Raw genomic sequence first — 21,599 nt, 5'->3', positions numbered from 1 at the left:
AATTAGTTTTCAAATGTGTTACCTTCAGTTAATTGGCCTGTTTCGAGTCCTTTTTTAAACCAAAACATCCTTTGTTCAGATGTGCCATGGGTAAAATTATCAGGCATTACTTCTCTTCCTGCATTCTGTTGCAGCTTATCATCACCAATTGCATTTGCGGCGTTCAATGCTTCTTCAAAATCTCCTGGATCTAATTTAAAAAGCTTTAATTTTTGAACATGATGAGCCCATATCCCTGCAAAAAAATCTGCCTGAAGTTCTAATTTAACAGAATGCTTATTATAATCAACTTCAGATAACCGACTTCGTGCTTGAGCTATTTTATCTGTAGTTCCTAATAGATTTTGAACATGGTGACCAACTTCATGTGCGATTACATAGGCTTGAGCAAAATCGCCCTGAGCGCCAAACCTAGAACTCAACTCTTCAAAAAATGATAGGTCGATATAAATCCTATAATCTGCCGGACAATAAAAAGGGCCTACCGCAGCGCTAGCGCCACCGCAGGCCGATTGTACCTGACCAGTGAATAGTGTTAATTTTGGTTGTTGATAAGTAATACCTTGACTCGCGAATAAGTCGGACCATACTATCTCCGTGGACTCCAATATGCCACTTACAAACTGTTTATCTTTATCTTCTGTTCCGTTGTTTGGTTCTTGAACGGTAGAATTTTGAATAGGAATATCTCCTAAAAAGGAAGTAAAATCTTGTCCGAAAATTAACCCTAAAATGATGATGACAACCCCTAAGCCACCACCGATTGCTAATCCCCCTCCTCGTCTATCATCTACATTATTACTTCCTTTTCCAAACCATTGCATAAACAGAACAATTAATCCTAGTTTAGATACTCAAGAGCTAAATTTATTCTCTTTTTTAACTCTTCAGCACCAATTACACTTGCAATATCGAAAACACCAGGACCAAACTTACCGCCTACCAACATAATCCTTAAAGGCAACATTAACTCTCCTGTTTTTAGGGAAAGTTTTAATGCTAAATCTTTAAATAAGTTTTCATACTCCAAGGAGGTTAATTCCTTATTTATTTCCTCTATAAATTGTTTGTAAAAGTTTGTTTTGTTTATGTCCCATTTTCCACTAACAGCAGAAAAATCGATATTACTAGGTGTAACAAAGAAGAAGCTAGATTGTTTTATAAAATCTGGCAACAAATTACATCTGTCTTTAATTAAATTAATTACGCTAATAATTTTCGATTTAGATTCCGTAATTCCTTGCTCTTTTAATTGTTGGTTTACCAATTCAAACAATTGATCAACATCCGTTATTTGTATCCATTGGTGATTATACCACTTTGCTTTTTCGAAGTCGAATTTTGCACCTGCCTTACTTACTCTTTCTATATCAAAATTTTTCACCAACTCTTCTAAGTCGAAAATTTCCTGTTCCGTACCAGCATTCCATCCCAACATAGCCAGCATATTTACAAACGCCTCTGGAAGAAATCCCATTTCTTTAAATCCTGTAGTTAAAGAGCCAGAAGCTGGGTCTTCCCAATTCATTGCAAAAACTGGAAAGCCTAATCTATCTCCATCTCGCTTACTAAGTTTACCATTTCCGTCGGGTTTTAAAATAAGTGGCAAATGAGCCCATTGAGGCATTTCATCTTCCCAACCTAAATATTTCCACAATAAAATATGTATTGGTGCACTTGGCAACCATTCTTCTCCCCTAAAAACATGGGAAATTTTCATGGCATAATCATCTACCACTACCGCCAAATGATAAGTTGGCATTCCGTCTGCTTTTAATAAAACTTTATCGTCTACAATATTTGTTTCAAATTTTACCTCTCCACGAATTAAATCATTAAACTCTACTTGCTCGTGCTCCGGAATAAAGATTCTTACAACATAAGGCTTACCTTCACTTAACCATTCGCTAACTTCAGAAGCACTCATAGTAAGGCTATTTCTCATTTTTAGCCTAGATTTCTGATTATAAACAAAATTAGGTTCTACTTTTCTAATTGCATCTAATTCTTCTGGGGTATCAAAAGCATAATAAGCGTGCCCAGCTTCAATCAATTGTTTTGCATATTGCAAATAATAAGGCTTTCTTTCACTTTGCCTATATGGACCAAACTCACCGGGATTTTCTGGACTTTCATCTGGTGTTAAACCACACCATTTTAAGCAATCCATAATATATTGTTCAGCTCCTTCTACAAACCTAGTTTGGTCTGTATCTTCAATTCTTAATACAAATGTACCATTGTGCTGTTTTGCAAAAAGATAATTAAACAATGCTGTTCTTACACCCCCTAAATGTAATCCGCCCGTAGGGCTCGGCGCAAATCTTACTCTTACTTTCTTTTCCATATTTGAATTCTCTATTACCTTTAATCCCGACTAAATCAGAAATTTAAATAGAGTTTAATACAAAGATAGATTTTTTACGGTTTTTACATTTGGTAATCGTAATTTGGCAATACAAAGTATGAATCCATATCAGAATAAACGAAATAGAAAGATCTTTTTAGCCATAATTGCCGCGGTAATTGGTGTGGCTTCTATTTTTTACACCAATTTCTTCGTTCAAAAGATGGAAAAACAAGAAGAGGTTCAATTTCAATTATGGGTTGAAATGGCAGAACAGCGAATGCAAATGGGCGAAGTTCCGCAGCTCGAAAATGTATTTTCTACCATTAAGAAAAACTCCAAACTAGATGTAATTGTAACACAAAAAGATGGTACTATTTTAACTTGGGATGGATTAGATACCACAAAAACTTTCTATAGTATAAACAACGATCCAAAAATCACCTATGATTCTCTTTATTTTGAGAAGCAATTGGTTAAAATGAAGAAACAACATCCTCCCAGAGAGTTAACAGGGATAGATGGCGATACTTTGTTAGCTTATTATAAAGACTCATTTATTCTTACCCAATTAAGGATATTCCCTTATATCCAATTGGGGGTTATTCTACTGTTTATTTTAAGCGCATATATCTCATTTAATTCTGCCAAACAATTAGAACAAGACCAAGTTTGGGTTGGATTAGCAAAAGAAACCGCCCACCAGTTGGGAACGCCCATTTCTTCGTTAATGGCATGGGTAGAATTAATAAAATCTAGGTATAATGCCGAAGGTGATCCACTAATTACTGAAATGGAAAATGATGTTCAAAGATTAGAGATAATTGCCGATAGATTTTCGAAAATTGGTTCTAAACCCATATTGGAAGACCACAATATTGCTGATGTAATTAAACACTTTGTTGGATATTATAAACTTAGAACTTCCGACAAAATAAGTTTTAGAATTAAAGGCGACGACCATGTTAGGGCGATGTTAAATATTCCTCTGTTTGATTGGGTAATAGAAAACTTGCTTAAAAATGCGGCAAATGCAATAGAAAATGATGGTATTATCACCATAAAAATAACAGAACTCCTAAGCCGAGAACAAGTAATTATCGACATTAGTGATACAGGTACTGGAATCCCTAAAAGTAAATGGGAAACTATTTTTGAACCCGGCTTTACCACCAAGAAAAGAGGCTGGGGATTAGGCCTTTCTTTAACAAAAAGAATTGTAGAAAAATACCATAACGGACAAATTTTTGTAAAGGAGTCTGAAATAAATAAAGGAACTACATTTAGAATAATATTAAAAAGCAGTCTACACTATGAACCCACCCATGCCCCACGAACAATCCAGCTGGAGTAATAACTATGTTAGTCTAGTTAAATCAGATGTTTTAAATACGCTTGAAAATCAGGCTACAGAATTTCCTGCATTTATTAAATCTATTGCTCATTTAGAAAATTACGCTTATGCACATAATAAATGGACAATAAAAGAGATGTTAGGCCATATAATTGATGTAGAGCGCGTATTTGCTTACAGAGCGCTTTGTATAGCCAGAAATGAAAAAGAAAACCTTCCGTCTATGGACGAAGATAATTATGTACTTGCAACAGATTTTTCACGTCGGACATTAATAGATCTATGCGAAGAATTTGAAGCCTTAAGAAAAGCTAATATGTATTTATTTAAGTCTTTTAATGATGAGGTCCTAAATAATATAGGAATTGCAGGCAATAATTCTATAAGTGTTAGGACTTTGATTTTTGTTAGTGCTGGTCATGTTATTCACCACATTAACATAATTAAAGAAAGATATTTAAATGCCTAATGTTTATTAAAACAAAAAAGGAGGTGAAAATTCACCTCCTTTTTTGTTTTATTTCTTTACCTTAATTGGTAGCATCACTTGTGTCTTATCCCAAGCGATATATAAATTAGCACCTTCTGGCGATTCTGTAAAAGTCATGGACAAAGCCTCCACCGGATTATCTAAATTTTGTACTGGAACGTCTGTCCTTAAATAATCCAATTTAGAATCATACGTAAACGCGCCCCATCTATCTATTCTCTTGTTTAAAATTAAAGTCCATTTAGTTGGATTAGGAATTGCAAAAAAGCTATAAGTACCCGCTTCTACAGTTTTTCCATTAATTTCAACAGGCTGATAAAATTTAATTTCCGTGTTTTCATTTGCTCCAAGTCGCCAAACCACATCAAATTTTTGCATTACTCCAAACACTTCACGTTCCTTTTTTTGAGGGCGTGAATAAACAATTTTTATTTTTGGAGTAGAATTATCATCGATATTAACATTAGGCGCTCTCAACGGAAAGTATAATATATCAGCAGGACTTGCGTCTAACTTGCTGTATTTAATTTCTAGAGGAGCCTGCGCAAAAGTACTATGCATGCATAGCATTGCTAATAACCCGATTAATAATTTTTTCATAATTTAAAGTTTAGTCTCTTTGAACAACTTTTCCAAGAAATGTTCCACCAAAAATCAGCCCTAAAATTCCGCCAAAAATTATCCAAAGGATATTAAAAGTAATGCTAATAGTTACCAGCATTCCTGCAAATAATCCTATTACATAATATAACCAGTTGTAGTTTTTCTCTGTATTTTCCATAATATATTCTGAAAATCAAAGTTAAGATTTATTTTTCTAACAATGAATTTTTGAAGTTAAAGCATTGAATATAATAATATCATCTTAATACACTTTGAATTTAGATAGCCTAAAAGTCTAAATCTCTTAGGCTATCTTTTTTATTTTTTTGTTTTTAAAGTTGTTTCAAATAATTTATAAATACGCTTATATTCATCTGTCCAGCTCGATGGTTCAGTAAAACCATGCGGCTCTACCGGATATACTGCCAATTCCCAATTGTCTTTTCCAAGTTCGATTAGTTTTTGAGACAATCTTATAATATCAGAGAAAGTAACGTTATCATCTACTACTCCATGAGCCATTAATAAATTTCCTTTTAACCCATTGGCGAAATTAATAGGCGACGATCTTTGATAAGCTAAATTATCAGTTACAGGTTCATTTAAAATATTTGAAGTATATCCATGATTATAATGAGCCCAATCTGTTACTGATCTTAATGCAGCTCCAGAAGCAAATACATCTGGTTCATTAAACATGGCCATTAAAGTAATAAATCCGCCGTATGATCCGCCATAAATACCCACATTTTTAGGGTTTACACCATATTTATCAACCAACATTTTTACACCATCAACATGATCCGATAAATCTTTCCCTCCCATATGTCTGTAAATACCTGTTCTATGATCGCGACCATATCCAGAACTTCCAGTATAGTCTATATCAATTACTGTGTATCCGTTATCGGCTAACAGATTGTGGAACATATATTCTCTAAAATAAGTGCTCCACCAATAATGAACATTCTGCAAGTAACCAGCTCCATGTACAAATACAACTGCTGGTCTGCTTGGATGAGGATTCGCTGCAAGATATACTCTAGCATAAACATCGCTTCCAAATCTATTTTTAAAGCTTACCATTTCAGGTTCACGCCAAGCATAGCTGTCGAATTCTTTGGTGGTAGATTGAGTGATTTTCTTAGCCACAGCATTAGCTTTGTTTTCCTGGATGTATAACTCTCCAGGCTTATTCATATATGAATAGTTTATAGCTAACCATTTTTCGTCAGGAGAGATAGTTACTTCATTACCGCCTTTCATGCTGGTAATTTGCTCCATATTTCCTCCATCAACCTTTAATTTATAAAAATGAGTTATTCCAGGATGCTCTTTGTTTGCTGTGATAAAAAATGTCTTTTTATCTTTTGATAGCTGAACGCGCTGAACTTCCCAATTTCCAGAAGTTAATTGCTTCTTTTCCTTTGTTACAACATTATAAACATATAAATGTGCATATCCTGTTGCTTCACTTCTATAATAAAATTTCTGACCATCAATCCAAGTGATTGCCCCATTCGCAACTGGTCCGCCTACCCATGCATCATCTCTTCTTCTATCAATTAATGATAACTTCCCTGTTTCTCCATCTAATTGAAGTATCCAAATGTCTTTGTTATCAACTGATCTTACATTTACAATACCCGCAGAACCATTTTCATTCCAGCTTACCGAAGAAAAACTAACATTTCTCAATTCATTTTTCTTTTGTCTTTCAGCTAATTGTGCAGGATAGTCTTTAACGTAATCAGGTAAATCTCTAATTCCTGGAATGTCTTCAACACGAATTTTGTATAAACTATCTTTAGCAACATTATAAACAAAGTTTTCTGAAGTAGAAGGCGTTTCTCCAACATTTGTTCTGCCATTAATATTTTCTACATATCCAGAACGAGTAACATAATTAGGAACGATTATATTTCTATTTCCAGTTGCTGGAGTAATTAATCTAAATGTTAAATACTTTCCATCAGGGCTCATCGCAATAGATGTTAAAGTTTTATCGTCTGTATAAATTGGCGTAATAACTTTTCCTGGAGTCATATTTCCAAACATCCCTCTAAACGCAGGTCTTTGTGGAGCCGCTTTTTTAAAATAATCAAACAATTCTAATTGTTGTTTATTTAACCATTTATCTTGTTCGGAAGTTTGAACTGCGCCTGATCTTGGGTTCGCAGAAGATCGTTTTCCTCTAATTATATTGGTTAATTGACTTAAAGCACCCGTCTTATGATCTAACATAAAAAAGTTATCGCCCCTTTGGAATAAAATTTCCCCGGTAGGCATAAATCTAGGATTCGACTCGCGCTCTAAAGTACTAAACAATTGGATTTCAGATTTACCTTTTGGAACAAGAAATAAATCTCCATTCTTCTCATAAACGCCAATAGACCCATCTTTATTGAAAATTATTGTTGGGTTATTGGTTGGCGTTTCAGTATAAACTACTGGTGTTGTTTCGCCAACATTCACTTTATAAGTCTGGTCGCGCTCCTTACCTTCCGGATTCCAAGTAAATAGTACACTTTTACTATCTGGAGTCCAGCTAAAATTTGATGGTGATATACCCATCCATTTAGGATCGCGCATTATTTTTTCAACGGTTAAAGGCGCTAGTTGTTGTGCATTAACATAAGAAGTTAATAACAACAGTGCAAAAAATATTCTTTTCATTTTATTATTAATTTGATGTACCAGAGGCTGTTCCACCTTTTTTACTTTCTACATTAATTGTGTATTTAGACCCGCCTTTTACAATCCATCGTACGGTTACATTTCCATTCCCAGGGATATTACTTACCTTGATGTTAGCTGGATCAGTCTTTTGCTCTGTAGTTATATTTAAATCTTTATTGGTTACAATCATAGCTGCAATTGGAGTACCCCCGCTTATTGAAACAATGTTTGGAACTTCAATATTGTATTTTAAATCTTGACTAGAGTGAGTAGGAATAATTCTCTCATTAAAAACCATTGCCGTAACTTCTTTTAAGCCTCCGCCAATATCCTTAACTTCTATTTGATCTACTCTTAGTTTAGGGGTATGGTACGCATGGTAAACACTAAATGCCATATTTCTATGCGCATCACTCTCTAATAAAAAGCCTGGATGTAACCTATTAAACGTTTTTTTGAACCCGCCAATCTCAATTTCACCATAGGTTGGATGATTATAAGTTTTCCAATCCACAAACGCATCTTTCATTAATAAATCTCTATCAAAATCGTATGGTGTACGCTGATCTGTTACATTTTTTGCATAATACAAATAATCAGTCCACAATTCATTAGAGAATGTATAAATACCTCTTCCTCCATAAAACCAGTCTAATTCTCCACCAAACACAGAATATAAGTCTTTATAAACTACAATATATCTATACCCTGGCATCATTTCTTCCCCTTTTTTACCCAATGCATCATAAACTCTAATATCTTGAGCATTATATGTCTCTACATCCTCAATTGCACCGGGGCCTCTTAAAATCATTCCGCCATTGTTATGGTAAGATTGTCCTGCAGCGATATTTGGATGTTTCATCACGAAATCTGCTACTGCTCTGTTTTCTGGGATAGAAAATGGATATTTATAAGCACCGCCTTGAATTGTATTTGGTTGCCAATTCCAACCCCAATCTCTATTTGGATCATAAGCACCTTCACCATCTTCATTTACAAATCCATCGCCATCGTTATCAATGCCTTCTTGACCTAACAACTCATAATCTCCTTTTTCACCTTGTCCTACCAAAATCATTCTTCTTGGATCAGTTGGGTCTACTTTATATCTTCCATTAGGGTTTTTTCTTCTCATAGTTGTGATATGTCCGTCGCCATCTAAATCGTCGAACCCATCTTCATTCATTAACCCATCTCTGTCGTTATCAATCGGAATCATTCCAGATCTTGGCGAGTTAGCCGTATTTCCTTTATGGAAAAAATTGTCTCTCGCATCCGGGTTAATTGTAGGGGCTATATAAAAAGTTTTATCCGCTAAAAGCTCTTGTACGTATTTATTGCCCGCATTAAACATTTCTACTAAATACCAAGCTGTATACATGGCAAATTCACTGCCTTGGATTTCATTACTATGAATGTTTCCATCTATATACATAGCAGGCTTTTTGTCTGCATTGCCCTTTTTTAAATCCGAAATAGTTAACACCCATAAATCTTTTCCTTGAAATGATTTACCCATACTTTCTAACTTTACTAAGTCTGGATGAGCCGCAGCCAATTTTTTAACAATATCTGTTATGCCTGCATAATCATAATATCTATTCCAACTTACGGTAACTTTAGGGTTTGGCGGACTACCTGCCGCTGCCAATATATTTTCAGGTTTCTGTGCAATTGCTTGCGATGTAATTAATGCACATCCAACTGCAGCTATTATATTTTTTAATCTCATGATAAATTCGCTTATAAATTAACTTCTATTGATTTACTACCAGATGATGGACTTCCCGCTTGTATTGCGAATTTTCCAGATCCTCTAACTAACCAGCTCAACTCTACATAACCCTTACCAGGTATTCCATCGAGTGTTTCCGCCTTTTTACCACTAATTATCGTTTGATTATTTGAAACTGTTGCTTTAACAGCTACTTTCTTTAAGAAATAACTTCTTTCACCAACTTTCGAAAGCGTAGGTAATGTTCCTGCATTCATAACTTTTACAGTAACCCTAGTAAGGCCTTCTCCTACTTTTTCTGTTTTTAGTGCAACTAAGTCAATTTTTGGCGCCATGTTTGCCAACTCCACCATAAAATTAGTGTGCTTGCTAACAATATCATTTACCATTGAATAAGGGGGATTATTCATAACAAATGGATCTATTCCTCCCACTTCTACTTCTTGACCAGGAAAATCTGGATGATTTACTTTTTTCCATTCAACAAATGTTCCTTGAATATTGTTAGAAGCTGCCCATCTTAAATAAGCGGCACCTAGATTATCATTTGTAAATGCTTTTTCGTTCTTTTCTGCATCTGGTTTAACTTTCGGAACCCACCATCCTGGTGTACTTAAGCTTAATCTGCCATAATGAAAATATGCCCATTGCGAAAAATCTCCATTTTCTGCTTGCGTTCTTGGCGCATCTTTATAACCTGTAATTTTATTATATCTTTCAGAAACTAGTGCATTTGCCTTAACATCTGCATCATACCACCCAGTTATAATTCTTTTAGAAAGTGCTGATGGATTAAAAGTTACTGGTGTAGATAAATTATTCATCGGTCCGAATGTAACTACCGCATAAACATTAAATAATTCGAACATTTCATCTAATAACGCTCTGTTTTCTTTTTCAGATACAGCATATTCTCCTGCGCCAGGTCCAAAATTCTTATAGTTATAAGAGAAGTTCTTATTAAAATGAATTCCGCCTTCGCCATCTTCATTAAACGATCCATCCTTGTCATTATCTATTCCCTCTCTAAATAATAAATATTTTCCAGTATCTCCCTTGGTTGGATCTGCCAAGACTAATGTTCTAGCATCATCTGGATTTAATTTATATTTCCCTGTAGGATCAACTACTCTTATCCAAGAAATTTTGTTGTCTCCATTTAAATCCTCAAACCCATCTTCATTCATTTTTCCATCTCTATCGTCGTCTGTAGGACGAGCATTCCCACTACGTTCAAATTTTAACTTAGCAAAATATTGTGCAGTAGCATCCGGACTCATATTAGGAAAAACATAGAAAGTATGTTTATCTAACAATTTTTTCACGCTATCTACTTTACTAGCTAATAATTGTTCCGCAAAACCTATTGCCATTTCAACGCCTAGAAGATGTGTTCCTTCAACCCCTCCTACTACGGCAATGGCTTGCTTTTCAGAAGTTTTTCCAGTACCAAGCGTAAGCATCCAAACTTTATTACCTCCTTCGGTTTCTATTAAAGTTTTTGCGGTGGCTAAATTTGGATAAGCCTTAGTTAAAGCTGATATCCGTTCAGATAAACGAGCATTACTACTATAATCTTGCTGATTTTGAGCCCATACAGAGCCGCATAACATCATCAAAACCCCAGTAGCTAGATTGTGAATTTTCATATAAGTTGGTTTATTTAAACCGCAATTTATATAAATTTCAAAGGATTTTAAATAACTGTATTTTAAAAGGTTATATAAATGTTACATCTTACCTGATAACTTCACCCAAATTATCAATATTTACCTGCTCTAACTCTAAATAATCTTGAGTAATTGCCGCAAATTCTCTTCTGGCAATTATTCTTTCAGCATTCAATTCGCCGTTAAATTTATAGGTTGATTGCCATTTCTTCTTAATTTCGGAAAGTAAACTCTCCGCAGATTTATTTCTGGTATAAGCGATGAGCTCAACTGTTTTCTTTATGGATAATTCTACCGCTTCATGGTCTTCTATCCAAATTTTGGCTTTATAGAAATAAGCTTTTAATGGTTCAGAAATTTCTTTTAACGAAACCGGTTTATCCCCTTCAAAATATGCCCCATTTTCATTTATACTAAGTTTTAAAATCCCCGTTTGTACTATATTCTGTATCGCTCTCCAATTATTATCACTTTCAAAAACATCTGAAATTGCAATTATAGGCGACTTAAACCCTAGCATTTCTCCTTGAACAGGCTTCAGTTTTGTAGAAGAAACTTTAACCTTAAAAAATGGTGCATAAGCTGCAATTACACCTGCTGCTCTCGCAATATCCATGTTTACGTCTTCAAAATTTAATAAAACTAAATTTTCATCTGTTTCAGGAATAAAATCTTTAAGAAGGCTATAATTAGATACTCCATCAACAAAATATCCGGCTACTGATGTTCTATACTTATTATCTTCATAATTTAATTTCTTGGAAACTGTTTTCGGACTATATTTTAATAATGCTGATAAATCTTCCTTAATACCATACAACAAAACTTCCGCGCGTACTGACCTCCCGTCTTTTAGCTTAATGTTCCATCCACTTCCTGATCGATCTACCTTGATCCAATTCACAGAATTGAGTACTTTCAAATTTTCAACAGAATCTAAAAGGCTTGGAATATTCTGATTATCTATATTTTTATTCTTATTAGTGTCTAGAATTCCTTTTACTAACCACGAGTTTAAACTCAGATCTTTTATTAAATCTTGGGCCGATAAATTATTTAAAATAATTGTTGAAACGCCAGACTTAGCCGCTTGAGTAGCTGCAGCTAGGGTAAATTGATCATTCCCTAATACCACAATCTGGGTTTTTAGGTTTTGAGCCTTCACAACATTAAAAACCAGTAAAAAGCAGAAGGAAATCAATAATCTTTTCATTTGTATATATTTGTATAAAAGCAAATTGCTCTTTATAAATTAATTATTTGCTATTGAGCCCCTCATTTAACCTAATTTAACAGCTTATATTTTATGATAGCCCGAATATTTGCAGCTCAAAATTCTAACAAATATAATTTACGTACAACTAATTCTAAAGAGCGAATTTTAAAGTTAGAAAAGCTAAAAAAGGAAATAAAATCGCAAGAAGATTCTATTTACAAAGCGCTGAGTAAAGATTTAAGAAAATCTTATTTTGAAGCTGCATTAACAGAAATTTATTTTGTTTATGGAGAAATAGATCATGCTATTAAAAATTTATCGGCTTGGATGCGCCCTAAATCTGCCGCTAGATTTCTACCCAATATCCTCGCCAAAAACAAATTATATTATGAGCCCAAGGGAAGCACCTTAATTATTGCGCCTTGGAATTACCCCTTCCAACTGGTAATGGGGCCATTGGTGTCTGCTATTGCCGCAGGTAATACGGTAATTGTTAAACCTTCAGAATTTAGCAAATACACCTCAGAGGTAATGCAACAAATCATAAATAATGTATTTAACGAAAATGAAGTTGCTTGCGTTTTAGGAGACGTTGAGGTTTCTACTGAATTACTCGGTTTACCTTTCGACCATATTTTTTTCACAGGAAGCACTCAAGTTGGAAAAATAGTTATGGAAGCCGCTGCCAAAAATTTAACCAGTTGCACTTTAGAGCTCGGGGGTAAATCGCCAGTGGTAATTACAGAAAATGCCGATATTGAAACCGCAGCCCATAAAATTGCTTGGGGAAAACTTATGAATGCAGGTCAAACTTGTATTGCGCCAGATTATGTGCTAATTCATGAATCACAGAAAGATTCATTTATAGGCGCTTATAAAAAATTCACCAAAGAAATGTTTTATAATGGCGACAATATTAACACAGCTGTTTATGGTAAAATAATAAATGAAAAAAACTTCGATAGATTGGTAGATTTATTAAATGAAGCCGTTGACGGAGGTGCTCGGGTTGACTATGGTGGTAAATTTCAAAAATCTGATTTAACGTTTCAACCAACCATTGTAACACAACTTAACGACCATCATAAATTATCTAAAGAAGAAATATTCGGCCCAATTTTACCCATTTACACCTACAAAACGTTAGAAGAGGCTGTAACAAAAATTAATAATCAACCCAAACCATTAGCCGCCTATTTCTTTTCTCAAAAAACTAAAGAAATAAATTACTTAATTAAATATACCTCTGCGGGTGGTACTTGTGTAAACGACGTATTATTACATATTTCGAACCCAAATGTGCCATTTGGTGGGATTGGTCCAAGCGGAATGGGTAGTTCGCATGGTGTTTATGGCTTTAAAGCCTTTTCACATGAAAGAACGGTTATGTTCCAATCAAATATTCATTTAACAAAAATGATTTATCCCCCATATTTGGGTAAAGAATGGCTGTTAAAATTATTAAAGAAGCTTTATTAAAATGTTAAACGATATGGATTTAGAACATTTAAAATACCCTATAGGCAAATTTAATATGCCAATAACCTTAGAAAAAGAGGTTATTGATGCCTGGATTAAAGATATTTCTGAACTTCCTACAATATTGAAAAAATTAGTTGCGGGCCTAAGCGAAAATGAATTTACATTAACATATCGCCCTCAGGGCTGGACAATTGGCCAGATAATTCATCATTTGGCAGACAGCCATATGAATGCTTTTATAAGAATAAAATTAGCCTTAACTGAAGAAAACCCTGTAATAAAGCCTTATTTTGAAGAAAAATGGGCCAATTTGCCAGACGTAAGCTTATGTAATGCTAATTATTCTATCCAAATTTTAGAAGGCCTTCATGCAAGATGGGCGATCTTGCTAAATTCATTATCTCCAGACGATTTAAATCGTACCTTCTATCATCCAGAACATGAATTAAATTTCCCAATTATTAATATTATCGGCATGTATGCCTGGCATAGTAAACATCATACAGAACATATAAAAATCGCATTAAAAAATAAGCCCTAACTTTTAAGATAGGGCTTATTTTAACCTTTTACTATTTCTTAGAGATTGTTTCTTTTACCTCTCCGCAATCGTACATCATACTGCCATAATATGGGTTCTGAACCGCTTTTACTTCATTTAACCAACTAGATTTTACCATTGGACAATATTGTAAGTAAATTTCAGAACTATTCATTTTTAATCCTTTAACCAATTTAATCATAGCATAAGAAACTGTTTTAAACGACTCTCTTTGATCTTTTAAAACATTATTGCTTGAAATTGGAGTTGCTCCTTTAATTAGTTCTGCAGATTGTTCATCCCAAAGTTTTTTCTGTTCACCTTTCAATTCAGCAGCAGGAAAAGCTTTTACAGCTTCCAAAAATTCTTTTGCATCAACCACTGCTTTATCTTTTTTATCATCTGCTAACGCATTCTTGGTTACCATATAATGATTAAGAATTTTATTGAACGCTGGCTTTGCATTTTTCTGTGCAAAAGCAGTTGTTATTCCAAATACTGTAAATAAGGCTACAGCAACCATTTTAATTGTTTTCATTGTTTGTTGATTATTTTAATGCATTAAAAAAATTAAACTCCGCCCTAATCATTAGAGCATCTTTACTAAATCTATTTGTCATACCACCAGCAATTTGAAACTTATACCCCAAATCTATCCTGGTTTTACTGTTAATAATAAACTGAACAGCAGGTGCTAAATCTAAATAACCTTTTCCGTTATCAACAGAAGTTTTTCCAAAAGCCTCAACATATAAATTAAAATTGGGCTGTTTATAGTTTTTATAAACAAATGGAAGTAATAAATATCCTGTTGATAAGCTATAATTTATATACTCTGAAGGCGTTTCTGCGGTATTAAACAATTTATCTTGACCATTAAAAGGCGCAGAGTAAGAAAGATTGGCTGATATAGCTAATTTATGAATCAATTGAGTAGCAACTACACCAAGCTGAGCTCCGCTATTATCGCCATCTAAATTTAAATCCATCGAATTTATTTTTCTGTCGCTATAACTTGCTTTAGCAAAAGCAGCCATTCTAAAATGGTTTTGAACTTCATCTATTGATAAAAATCTATACTTCGCGTATAAACTAAATCCATCAAACTGAAAGTTCTTATCCAGGTTAGAAAAATAAAACTGAGCATGAGACATTAAATTTTTATGATGTCCAATCATTATTTCAGGACTCAACCTATAATTTGAAGGGCCTGTCATAATCTCATTTGTGATTCTTACTCCAATTGCTTTTGATGGCATATTACTTGCTGGCTCTGAATAAGGATATAATTCTTGAGCATTGGCAATATGTGATAAACCAACTGCGATAATAGCAGTTAACAATATTCTACGTAGCATAATTTAAAATTAAATGCTTAAATGATAAACTCTAGTTTTTTTACCGTTCACCATTCCAGAACCAGTAACATATGCATCAGATTTTACCTGCTTAGCTTTTTTCTTAAAGTTAGCTGGCGATAAAAAATTCTTATCGATAACCTTCGCCGTAACTTCTCCATTTAGCTTTTTACTTTTCAAATTCTCAAACCTGTATACCTTGCCGTCTGTAATTAATTGCCCTTTTTCGTCCACTTCTGCATTTTTAAATACAAAATTGGCTGCTAAATTTCCTACAGAAAAACCAGCATCTTCTACCTTAGCAGAAATTAAATCAATATTTACTGATTGCCCTTTTTTAAAAGTTACATCAAATTGATTTTTGTTTAAGTCAACTTTAATTTGATCAATAAAGTCTAGTGTTCTTAATGATGTTTCTGTTGCCTGTGTACACATTGAACAGGTTAAACCATTAATTTGGATTGCAGCAGAAGTAATATTTTGTGCGTTAGTTTTTAATGCGCCAAAAACCAATAAAAAGCTTAATATTTTTATAAATTTCATGATATTCAAAAATTAAGATTAATAAATAAACCGTTCTCTTTTGAGAAAAAGGATTAATCTTAAATTCTGAAAACACAATTTACCACATAAATGTCGTTAGGCGGGACCCTGGGGGCGGTGTTTACCGTTAAAACAGCGTTGGGGTGATTAATTAGCGGATTTACAAACGATGTAATTGCCCAATCAGGAAGTAAAAACTCGTATACTGCTTTCTGGAAATTAATTTTAAATGATGCTTGATGATCATCTGAAACTTTAACTTCTAAAAGTTCAGTTTTACAACAACCATCATCAATGTTTTTATTTGCCAGTCCAGCGCACATTTTACACGGCTTAGCTGGTGCGTACAACGAAACTGAAGCTAACTTTCCATGACAATAATGCATATTAAAGGCCAATCCAGCCATACTAACCAAATAAATGATTAACATTATACGCGTTATGTTATGCTTTAACTTCATTATCCTGCAAAGTTATTATTAATTAACTATGCTTTACAAACAATTCTTGTAATTTGAATCTCATTAATTTCTGTTAAATTCGAATTTATTAATATAAAATCATGAAACTCTTTTTTTCTATCCTCCTGTCGGCATTAACAATCACTGTTTCTGCACAAAAAAAAGTAAAAACTTATTATGTAAGTATTGAAACCAATAAAGGAGCAAGTATTGTAAAACTCTATAATGAAACACCACAACATCGAGATAATTTTTTAAAACTTACGCGTGAAGGTTTTTATAACGGAACACTCTTCCACAGAGTTATTAAAAACTTTATGATCCAAGGTGGAGATCCAAACTCTAAAACTGCAGATACATCAGCTTCCTTAGGTAGTGGCGATGTAGGTTATAGAGTTCCTGCTGAGTTTAATGAAAATCTTTTCCATAAAAAGGGGGTATTAGCTGCTGCGCGCGATAATAATCCAGAAAAAGCTTCAAGCGGTGCTCAATTTTATTTGGTTCAAGGAAAAGTGTTTACCGACAGCACCTTAAACGCCTTGGAGACCAATAGATTGAAATTTAAAATTCCTGAATACCAACGAGAAATTTATAAAACATTAGGAGGTACCCCTCATTTAGATAGAAATTACACCGTTTATGGAGAAGTGGTTAAAGGCATTGAAATGATAGATAAAGTTGCTGAATCGCCAACAAAAAAAGGCGACAGACCTATTGAAGATGTAAAAATGACCGTTAGAGAGCTTAAAAAAAGAGAAGTTAGAAAATTGGAAAAAGAACTTCAATTAACTGCTAAAAACAACAATAAAAAGCCTTAATTTCTCTAATTTTACCACATGAAGATCATTTCCTATAATATAAATGGCATACGCTCTGCTAGTACAAAAAATTTATTTGGCTGGTTGCAAGCGACTAATGCCGATATGGTTTGTTTTCAAGAACTGAAAGCCCAGCCAGATCAAATACCGGAAATTATAGCCTTAGTAGAAAATTTAGGCTATCATCACTACTGGTATCCAGCGCAAAAAAAAGGGTATAGTGGCGTGGCAATTCTTACTAAGATTAAACCCATTCACGTTGAGTATGGTTGTGGTGAAGAATGGATTGATGCAGAAGGAAGAATAATTAGAGCCGATTTCGAAGACTTCTCGTTAATGAGCGTTTACATGCCTTCTGGCTCTAGTGGCGAAGACCGACAACAAAAGAAATTTGAATTTTTAGATTTCTTTCAGCCTTATATCTCAAATTTAAAAACTCAGTATCCCAATTTAATTGTGAGTGGCGACTATAATATTTGTCACACCGAAATTGATATTCATAATCCCAAATCAAATGCTAAATCTTCTGGTTTTTTACCTGAAGAACGCGCCTGGATAGATTTATTCATAAAAAATGGCTTCATAGATACTTTCAGGCATTTTAATAAAGACCCACACCATTACACATGGTGGAGCTTTAGATTTGGCGCAAGAAGTAAGAATTTAGGTTGGCGTATTGATTATCAAATGGCGACTAAAGAAATGGAAGACAGGCTAAAAAATGTTAGAATTTTACCAGATGCTGTACATTCTGATCATTGTCCTGTTTTATTAGAACTCAAATAAATATGCTGCTCTTTAAAAATATTAAATCCTTAGTAGGTGTACATACGGCTCAAACTTCCCTATTAAGAGGGGCAGAAATGAAAAATTTGCCTTTCCTAAGTAACGCTTGGTTGGCCATTGAAAATGGAAAGATCAAGGCGTTTGGAGAGATGAGCAATATGCCTTCAGAACAAAATTTTGAAGAGGTTATAAATGCAGAAGGTAAGTTTATTTTACCTACTTGGTGCGATAGTCATACCCATATCGTTTTTGCAGCTCCACGGGAAGAGGAGTTTGAGATGAAAATAAAAGGGAAAAGTTATGAAGAAATTGCTGCTGCAGGAGGAGGAATATTAAATTCTGCGAAAAAGCTTCAAATCGCAACCGAAGACGAGTTATACCATTCTGCAAGTAAACGATTAATAGATTTAATAAGATTAGGTACTGGGAGTATTGAAATTAAAAGCGGTTATGGTTTAACTACCGATGCCGAATTAAAAATGTTAAGGGTAATTAAACGCCTAAAAAACACTTTTCCTATTCCTATAAAAGCAACTTTTTTAGCTGCGCATGCCTATCCAGCAGAATTTAAAAACAATCACGAAGGCTATATTCAGCTTATAATAGACGAAATGTTGCCTAAAATAGCTGAAGAAAAATTAGCCGATTATATTGATGTTTTTTGTGAAAAAGGGTTTTTCTCTAATGAAGAAACGGAGCGCATTTTAAATGCAGGATTAAAGTATGGACTTAAGCCAAAAATCCATGTAAATCAATTATCAATTTCGGGCGGCGTACAGATTGGTGTAAAAAAACATGCTGTTTCTGTAGATCATTTAGAAGAAATGGATAACGACGCTATTAATTGCCTAGGACAGAGTAATACCATTGGTACTATTCTCCCTTCATGTTCATTTTATCTAGGCATTCCGTTTGCTAATGCAAGGGGTTTAATAAACGCCAATGCCGCAATTGCTATTGCTTCCGATTTTAATCCGGGATCTACCCCATCAGGTAATATGAATTTTGTGGTTTCGTTAGCCTGTATAAAACTTAAATTATTTCCTGAAGAGGCAATTAATGCTGCAACAATTAATGGAGCAGCTGCTTTAGAATTACAAAATGAAGTAGGAAGCATTGCAATAGGAAAATGCGCTAATTTAATTTTAACAAAAGAAATTCCATCATTAGCATTTATTCCTTACAGCTTTGGTCAGCCTCAAATTGATGCTGTATTCATTAACGGAAAAATTTACAATGGATAATTTAAAAATATTTAACGCTAAAGATATTGACGCCCTAATTTCTAAAAGAAATGGTGAAACTAAACTTGGCGAAACTATTGGATTATTTAATAAAATTCAAGATTTACATCAGTCTAACGCAAAATACATCCTACTAGGAATACCTGAAGATATAGGCGTAAAAGCAAATTATGGAATTGGAGGGACTCATACTGCATGGCCAGCTTTTTTAAGTGCATTTTTAAACGTTCAGGCAAACGATTTCTTGCCAACCGAACAAGTTGCCCTGTTGGGCGAAATAATGCCTCCTGAGGGCGTCAATGGCTCGGCTGAGGGCCTAAGGATTATAGTAGAGCAAATAGACAATATTGTTTATCCTGTTATTAAATATATTGTTAGCGCAGGTAAGGTGCCTATAATTATTGGGGGCGGACACAACAATTCTTTCCCTAACTTAAAAGGGCTATCTCAAGCAGTAAATAAAGCAGTAAACGTGATTAATATTGATGCTCATGCAGATATTAGACCCGTTGAAGAAGGCCGACATAGCGGAAACGGATTTTCTGCAGCATTAAATGAGGGATTTATAAACAAGTATTGCATTTTTGGCCTTCACCAGAACTATAATAATCAATATACTTTAAACCAAATTAATAATCATCCAAATATTAGCGCTGTATTTTTCGACAACCTATTAAAAGATAATTTGGATATTCCTACCGCTTGGCAAGACTTCACTCAAAATTTATATTCGCCATGTGCTTTAGAATTAGATCTAGACTGCATCTCAAATGTGCTTTCTAGCGCTATAACGCCTACTGGTTTTAGCTTAAACGAAATCAGGAAAATCATTCTTCAAAACAAAATAAAATTCTCTTATTTTCATGTGTGTGAAGGCGCATCAAAATTAGATAATGGCAGAAATGATGCAGGTATAGGAAAAACTATTTCCTATTTAATTAGTGACTTCATCAAAAATCAGAGCCAATTACATTAAAAAAAGAAGGTTTTATCGGGCGTTATGCAAGCATCTAATTTAACATCAAACTTAGATGTCTCCATAAATTTAGGGTATGGAGACGACTCCAAGCATAATCCAATTTTCTTGTTTACTTTATTATGCGCGAAAAACCGATCATAGAACCCTTTCCCATACCCAACACGATTACCAACTTCATCAAAAGCTAATAATGGAACAATAACCAAATCTATTGTTCCTGTATAAACTTCCCCGCCTTCGGGCTCCAAAATATTATACTTGTTTTTCTTTAAAACTGTCTCTTCTGTAAAGACATAACTTATCATTTCAAACGTTTCAAAATCTGATTTTGGGATCAGTATTTTAATACTAGGGTGATTAGATTTCAACCAATTAATTAATAGAAATGTATCTGGCTCTCTTTTTTCTAAGATGGGAATAAAAATATGAATCGTTTTTACCTCGCCCAAATCCAATTTTTGGAAATTAACTAGGAGCTGATGGTTTAAGCGTTCAAACGCTGAATCTGAAAGTAGCGTTCGATTTTTTAAAGCCTGTTTACGAATTTCTGCTTTAAGCATATTTTTAAAGTTGAGTTCTAAAATAGGCAAATTCATTATAAATGAAAAGGCTTCGGGAACCACTCCGAAGCCTTTTTCAACCTAAACCTAAACTAAACTATGAAAACTCTTATTTAACTCTTTCTACATATTCCCCTGTTCTGGTATCAACTTTAACTTTATCGTCTTGATTGATAAACATTGGAACTTTTATTTCAACACCAGTTTCAACTGTTGCATATTTTAATGCATTGGTTGATGTATCGCCTTTAACTGCAGGCTCTGTATAAGTTATTACTAATTCAACATGCGAAGGTATTTGAGCCATAATTGGTTCATCACTCTCAAAAGCAACGATCACATTCATTCCTTCTTTTAAGAAACGAACTGGATCTCCAAATAATGTTTTTGGAATATTAAATTGCTCATAAGTAGTGTTGTCCATAACTACCAAAAACTCTCCATCTTCATAAAGATATTGGTAATCATTAGTCTCAACGCGGCAAATTTCAACCTCTTCATCTGTTCTGAAACGATATTCAACCAATTTATTGGTTTTAACGTTACGCATACGCGCTTGATAGAACGCACGTAAGTTTCCAGGGGTACGGTGTAAAAATTCTTCAACACTTACCAACTCGCCGTTAAAGCGAAGAATATTTCCTGATTTTACGTCTGATGCTTTTGCCATTTTTACGATCAATTTTGCCTTTATTATAAGGCGTTATTTGATGGTGCAAAGGTAAAAACA

Annotated in this window: 22 protein-coding genes; 8 read left to right on the top strand and 14 right to left on the bottom strand. The window is 34.1% G+C overall.

The annotated features are described in order from the left end of the window. Positions 1 to 2: 2 nt before the first annotated feature. Complete coding sequence (gene ypfJ, locus VRU49_RS03575) at positions 3 to 824, bottom strand: KPN_02809 family neutral zinc metallopeptidase (protein ID WP_330145409.1); 822 nt, start codon at positions 822 to 824, stop codon at positions 3 to 5. Positions 825 to 841: 17 nt separating this feature from the next. Further along, positions 842 to 2,347, bottom strand: a complete 1,506-nt coding sequence (gene gltX / locus VRU49_RS03570) for a glutamate--tRNA ligase (protein ID WP_330145408.1) — start codon at positions 2,345 to 2,347, stop codon at positions 842 to 844. Between the two features lie 118 nt (positions 2,348 to 2,465). Between gltX and VRU49_RS03565 the strand changes: the two genes are divergently transcribed. Further along, positions 2,466 to 3,701, top strand: a complete 1,236-nt coding sequence (locus VRU49_RS03565) for a sensor histidine kinase (RefSeq protein WP_330145407.1) — start codon at positions 2,466 to 2,468, stop codon at positions 3,699 to 3,701. Continuing rightward, positions 3,661 to 4,170 carry a DinB family protein gene (locus tag VRU49_RS03560; protein WP_330145406.1) on the top strand — a complete coding sequence of 170 codons (510 nt, stop codon included), beginning with the start codon at positions 3,661 to 3,663 and terminating at the stop codon, positions 4,168 to 4,170. The genes VRU49_RS03565 and VRU49_RS03560 overlap by 41 nt, the downstream gene beginning before the upstream one ends. 48 nt (positions 4,171 to 4,218) lie before the next feature. Here the strand turns inward: VRU49_RS03560 and VRU49_RS03555 are convergent, their stop codons facing one another. The 6 genes from VRU49_RS03555 to VRU49_RS03530 all read right to left on the bottom strand — a co-directional run bounded on the left by VRU49_RS03555 (position 4,219) and on the right by VRU49_RS03530 (position 12,094). After that, entirely contained in the window at positions 4,219 to 4,791 is a 573-nt protein-coding gene (locus VRU49_RS03555; protein WP_330145405.1) for a DUF2911 domain-containing protein, read from the bottom strand. A gap of 10 nt (positions 4,792 to 4,801) precedes the next feature. Next, positions 4,802 to 4,972 carry a hypothetical protein gene (locus tag VRU49_RS03550; RefSeq protein ID WP_330145404.1) on the bottom strand — a complete coding sequence of 57 codons (171 nt, stop codon included), beginning with the start codon at positions 4,970 to 4,972 and terminating at the stop codon, positions 4,802 to 4,804. A gap of 140 nt (positions 4,973 to 5,112) precedes the next feature. Continuing rightward, complete coding sequence (locus VRU49_RS03545; protein WP_330145403.1) at positions 5,113 to 7,470, bottom strand: S9 family peptidase; 2,358 nt, start codon at positions 7,468 to 7,470, stop codon at positions 5,113 to 5,115. 7 nt (positions 7,471 to 7,477) lie between these two features. Continuing rightward, on the bottom strand, positions 7,478 to 9,208 hold the full coding sequence (locus VRU49_RS03540) for a M14 family metallopeptidase (protein WP_330145402.1): 1,731 nt from the start codon (positions 9,206 to 9,208) through the stop codon (positions 7,478 to 7,480). 11 nt (positions 9,209 to 9,219) lie between these two features. After that, positions 9,220 to 10,860 carry a M14 family metallopeptidase gene (locus VRU49_RS03535; protein ID WP_330145401.1) on the bottom strand — a complete coding sequence of 547 codons (1,641 nt, stop codon included), beginning with the start codon at positions 10,858 to 10,860 and terminating at the stop codon, positions 9,220 to 9,222. 88 nt (positions 10,861 to 10,948) lie between these two features. Then, a complete protein-coding gene (locus VRU49_RS03530; RefSeq protein WP_330145400.1) occupies positions 10,949 to 12,094 on the bottom strand; it encodes a hypothetical protein in 1,146 nt (381 codons plus the stop codon). 93 nt (positions 12,095 to 12,187) lie between these two features. On the opposite strand from VRU49_RS03530, the gene VRU49_RS03525 reads away from it, so the two are divergent. Next, entirely contained in the window at positions 12,188 to 13,576 is a 1,389-nt protein-coding gene (locus VRU49_RS03525; protein ID WP_330145399.1) for an aldehyde dehydrogenase family protein, read from the top strand. 1 nt (position 13,577) lies between these two features. Continuing rightward, positions 13,578 to 14,120 (top strand): YfiT family bacillithiol transferase, encoded by a 543-nt coding sequence (locus VRU49_RS03520; protein ID WP_330145398.1) that lies wholly within the window; start codon positions 13,578 to 13,580, stop codon positions 14,118 to 14,120. A 31-nt stretch (positions 14,121 to 14,151) separates the two neighbouring features. On the opposite strand, the gene VRU49_RS03515 is transcribed toward VRU49_RS03520, so the two are convergent. Genes VRU49_RS03515 through VRU49_RS03500 form a run of 4 tightly spaced genes read right to left on the bottom strand, consistent with a single transcriptional unit; the run spans position 14,152 to position 16,482 of the window. Continuing rightward, entirely contained in the window at positions 14,152 to 14,658 is a 507-nt protein-coding gene (locus tag VRU49_RS03515; RefSeq protein ID WP_330145397.1) for a DUF3347 domain-containing protein, read from the bottom strand. 10 nt (positions 14,659 to 14,668) lie between these two features. Further along, entirely contained in the window at positions 14,669 to 15,478 is an 810-nt protein-coding gene (locus tag VRU49_RS03510) for a hypothetical protein (protein ID WP_330145396.1), read from the bottom strand. 9 nt (positions 15,479 to 15,487) lie between these two features. After that, entirely contained in the window at positions 15,488 to 16,021 is a 534-nt protein-coding gene (locus VRU49_RS03505) for a heavy-metal-associated domain-containing protein (RefSeq protein ID WP_330145395.1), read from the bottom strand. Between the two features lie 59 nt (positions 16,022 to 16,080). After that, on the bottom strand, positions 16,081 to 16,482 hold the full coding sequence (locus VRU49_RS03500) for an HYC_CC_PP family protein (RefSeq protein ID WP_488803430.1): 402 nt from the start codon (positions 16,480 to 16,482) through the stop codon (positions 16,081 to 16,083). A 101-nt stretch (positions 16,483 to 16,583) separates the two neighbouring features. Here VRU49_RS03500 and VRU49_RS03495 point away from each other — a divergent pair, with 101 nt between their 5' ends. From VRU49_RS03495 to VRU49_RS03480, 4 genes are read left to right on the top strand one after another with little or no spacing between them, the layout of a single operon-like run. Then, on the top strand, positions 16,584 to 17,300 hold the full coding sequence (locus VRU49_RS03495; protein WP_330145393.1) for a peptidylprolyl isomerase: 717 nt from the start codon (positions 16,584 to 16,586) through the stop codon (positions 17,298 to 17,300). Between the two features lie 18 nt (positions 17,301 to 17,318). After that, positions 17,319 to 18,086, top strand: coding sequence for an exodeoxyribonuclease III (locus VRU49_RS03490; RefSeq protein ID WP_330145392.1), 768 nt, complete (start codon positions 17,319 to 17,321; stop codon positions 18,084 to 18,086). A 2-nt stretch (positions 18,087 to 18,088) separates the two neighbouring features. Then, on the top strand, positions 18,089 to 19,330 hold the full coding sequence (gene hutI / locus VRU49_RS03485) for an imidazolonepropionase (RefSeq protein WP_330145391.1): 1,242 nt from the start codon (positions 18,089 to 18,091) through the stop codon (positions 19,328 to 19,330). Then, on the top strand, positions 19,323 to 20,306 hold the full coding sequence (locus VRU49_RS03480; RefSeq protein ID WP_330145390.1) for a formimidoylglutamase: 984 nt from the start codon (positions 19,323 to 19,325) through the stop codon (positions 20,304 to 20,306). The genes hutI and VRU49_RS03480 overlap by 8 nt, the downstream gene beginning before the upstream one ends. Here VRU49_RS03480 and VRU49_RS03475 read toward each other — a convergent pair. Then, positions 20,303 to 20,869 carry a 5-formyltetrahydrofolate cyclo-ligase gene (locus VRU49_RS03475; protein WP_330145389.1) on the bottom strand — a complete coding sequence of 189 codons (567 nt, stop codon included), beginning with the start codon at positions 20,867 to 20,869 and terminating at the stop codon, positions 20,303 to 20,305. The genes VRU49_RS03480 and VRU49_RS03475 overlap by 4 nt on opposite strands. A gap of 109 nt (positions 20,870 to 20,978) precedes the next feature. Next, on the bottom strand, positions 20,979 to 21,539 hold the full coding sequence (efp, locus tag VRU49_RS03470; protein ID WP_330145388.1) for an elongation factor P: 561 nt from the start codon (positions 21,537 to 21,539) through the stop codon (positions 20,979 to 20,981). Positions 21,540 to 21,599: the final 60 nt, after the last annotated feature.

This window comes from Pedobacter flavus (assembly GCF_036324285.1).
Taxonomy (GTDB): domain Bacteria; phylum Bacteroidota; class Bacteroidia; order Sphingobacteriales; family Sphingobacteriaceae; genus Pedobacter; species Pedobacter flavus.
This window is presented reverse-complemented; position numbering and strand designations above follow the sequence as displayed.

Coding starts and splice junctions, on each gene's coding strand:
- VRU49_RS03515 (WP_330145397.1), bottom strand. CDS start 14,658: ATGAAAACAATTAAAATGGTTGCTGTAGCCTTATTTACAGTATTTGGA.
- VRU49_RS03495 (WP_330145393.1), top strand. CDS start 16,584: ATGAAACTCTTTTTTTCTATCCTCCTGTCGGCATTAACAATCACTGTT.
- VRU49_RS03555 (WP_330145405.1), bottom strand. CDS start 4,791: ATGAAAAAATTATTAATCGGGTTATTAGCAATGCTATGCATGCATAGT.
- VRU49_RS03475 (WP_330145389.1), bottom strand. CDS start 20,869: ATGCTTAAAGCAGAAATTCGTAAACAGGCTTTAAAAAATCGAACGCTA.
- VRU49_RS03490 (WP_330145392.1), top strand. CDS start 17,319: ATGAAGATCATTTCCTATAATATAAATGGCATACGCTCTGCTAGTACA.
- ypfJ (WP_330145409.1), bottom strand. CDS start 824: ATGCAATGGTTTGGAAAAGGAAGTAATAATGTAGATGATAGACGAGGA.
- gltX (WP_330145408.1), bottom strand. CDS start 2,347: ATGGAAAAGAAAGTAAGAGTAAGATTTGCGCCGAGCCCTACGGGCGGA.
- VRU49_RS03530 (WP_330145400.1), bottom strand. CDS start 12,094: ATGAAAAGATTATTGATTTCCTTCTGCTTTTTACTGGTTTTTAATGTT.
- VRU49_RS03550 (WP_330145404.1), bottom strand. CDS start 4,972: ATGGAAAATACAGAGAAAAACTACAACTGGTTATATTATGTAATAGGA.
- efp (WP_330145388.1), bottom strand. CDS start 21,539: ATGGCAAAAGCATCAGACGTAAAATCAGGAAATATTCTTCGCTTTAAC.
- VRU49_RS03540 (WP_330145402.1), bottom strand. CDS start 9,208: ATGAGATTAAAAAATATAATAGCTGCAGTTGGATGTGCATTAATTACA.
- VRU49_RS03500 (WP_488803430.1), bottom strand. CDS start 16,482: ATGAAGTTAAAGCATAACATAACGCGTATAATGTTAATCATTTATTTG.
- VRU49_RS03520 (WP_330145398.1), top strand. CDS start 13,578: ATGTTAAACGATATGGATTTAGAACATTTAAAATACCCTATAGGCAAA.
- VRU49_RS03565 (WP_330145407.1), top strand. CDS start 2,466: ATGAATCCATATCAGAATAAACGAAATAGAAAGATCTTTTTAGCCATA.
- VRU49_RS03510 (WP_330145396.1), bottom strand. CDS start 15,478: ATGCTACGTAGAATATTGTTAACTGCTATTATCGCAGTTGGTTTATCA.
- VRU49_RS03480 (WP_330145390.1), top strand. CDS start 19,323: ATGGATAATTTAAAAATATTTAACGCTAAAGATATTGACGCCCTAATT.
- VRU49_RS03535 (WP_330145401.1), bottom strand. CDS start 10,860: ATGAAAATTCACAATCTAGCTACTGGGGTTTTGATGATGTTATGCGGC.
- hutI (WP_330145391.1), top strand. CDS start 18,089: ATGCTGCTCTTTAAAAATATTAAATCCTTAGTAGGTGTACATACGGCT.
- VRU49_RS03505 (WP_330145395.1), bottom strand. CDS start 16,021: ATGAAATTTATAAAAATATTAAGCTTTTTATTGGTTTTTGGCGCATTA.
- VRU49_RS03560 (WP_330145406.1), top strand. CDS start 3,661: ATGAACCCACCCATGCCCCACGAACAATCCAGCTGGAGTAATAACTAT.
- VRU49_RS03525 (WP_330145399.1), top strand. CDS start 12,188: ATGATAGCCCGAATATTTGCAGCTCAAAATTCTAACAAATATAATTTA.
- VRU49_RS03545 (WP_330145403.1), bottom strand. CDS start 7,470: ATGAAAAGAATATTTTTTGCACTGTTGTTATTAACTTCTTATGTTAAT.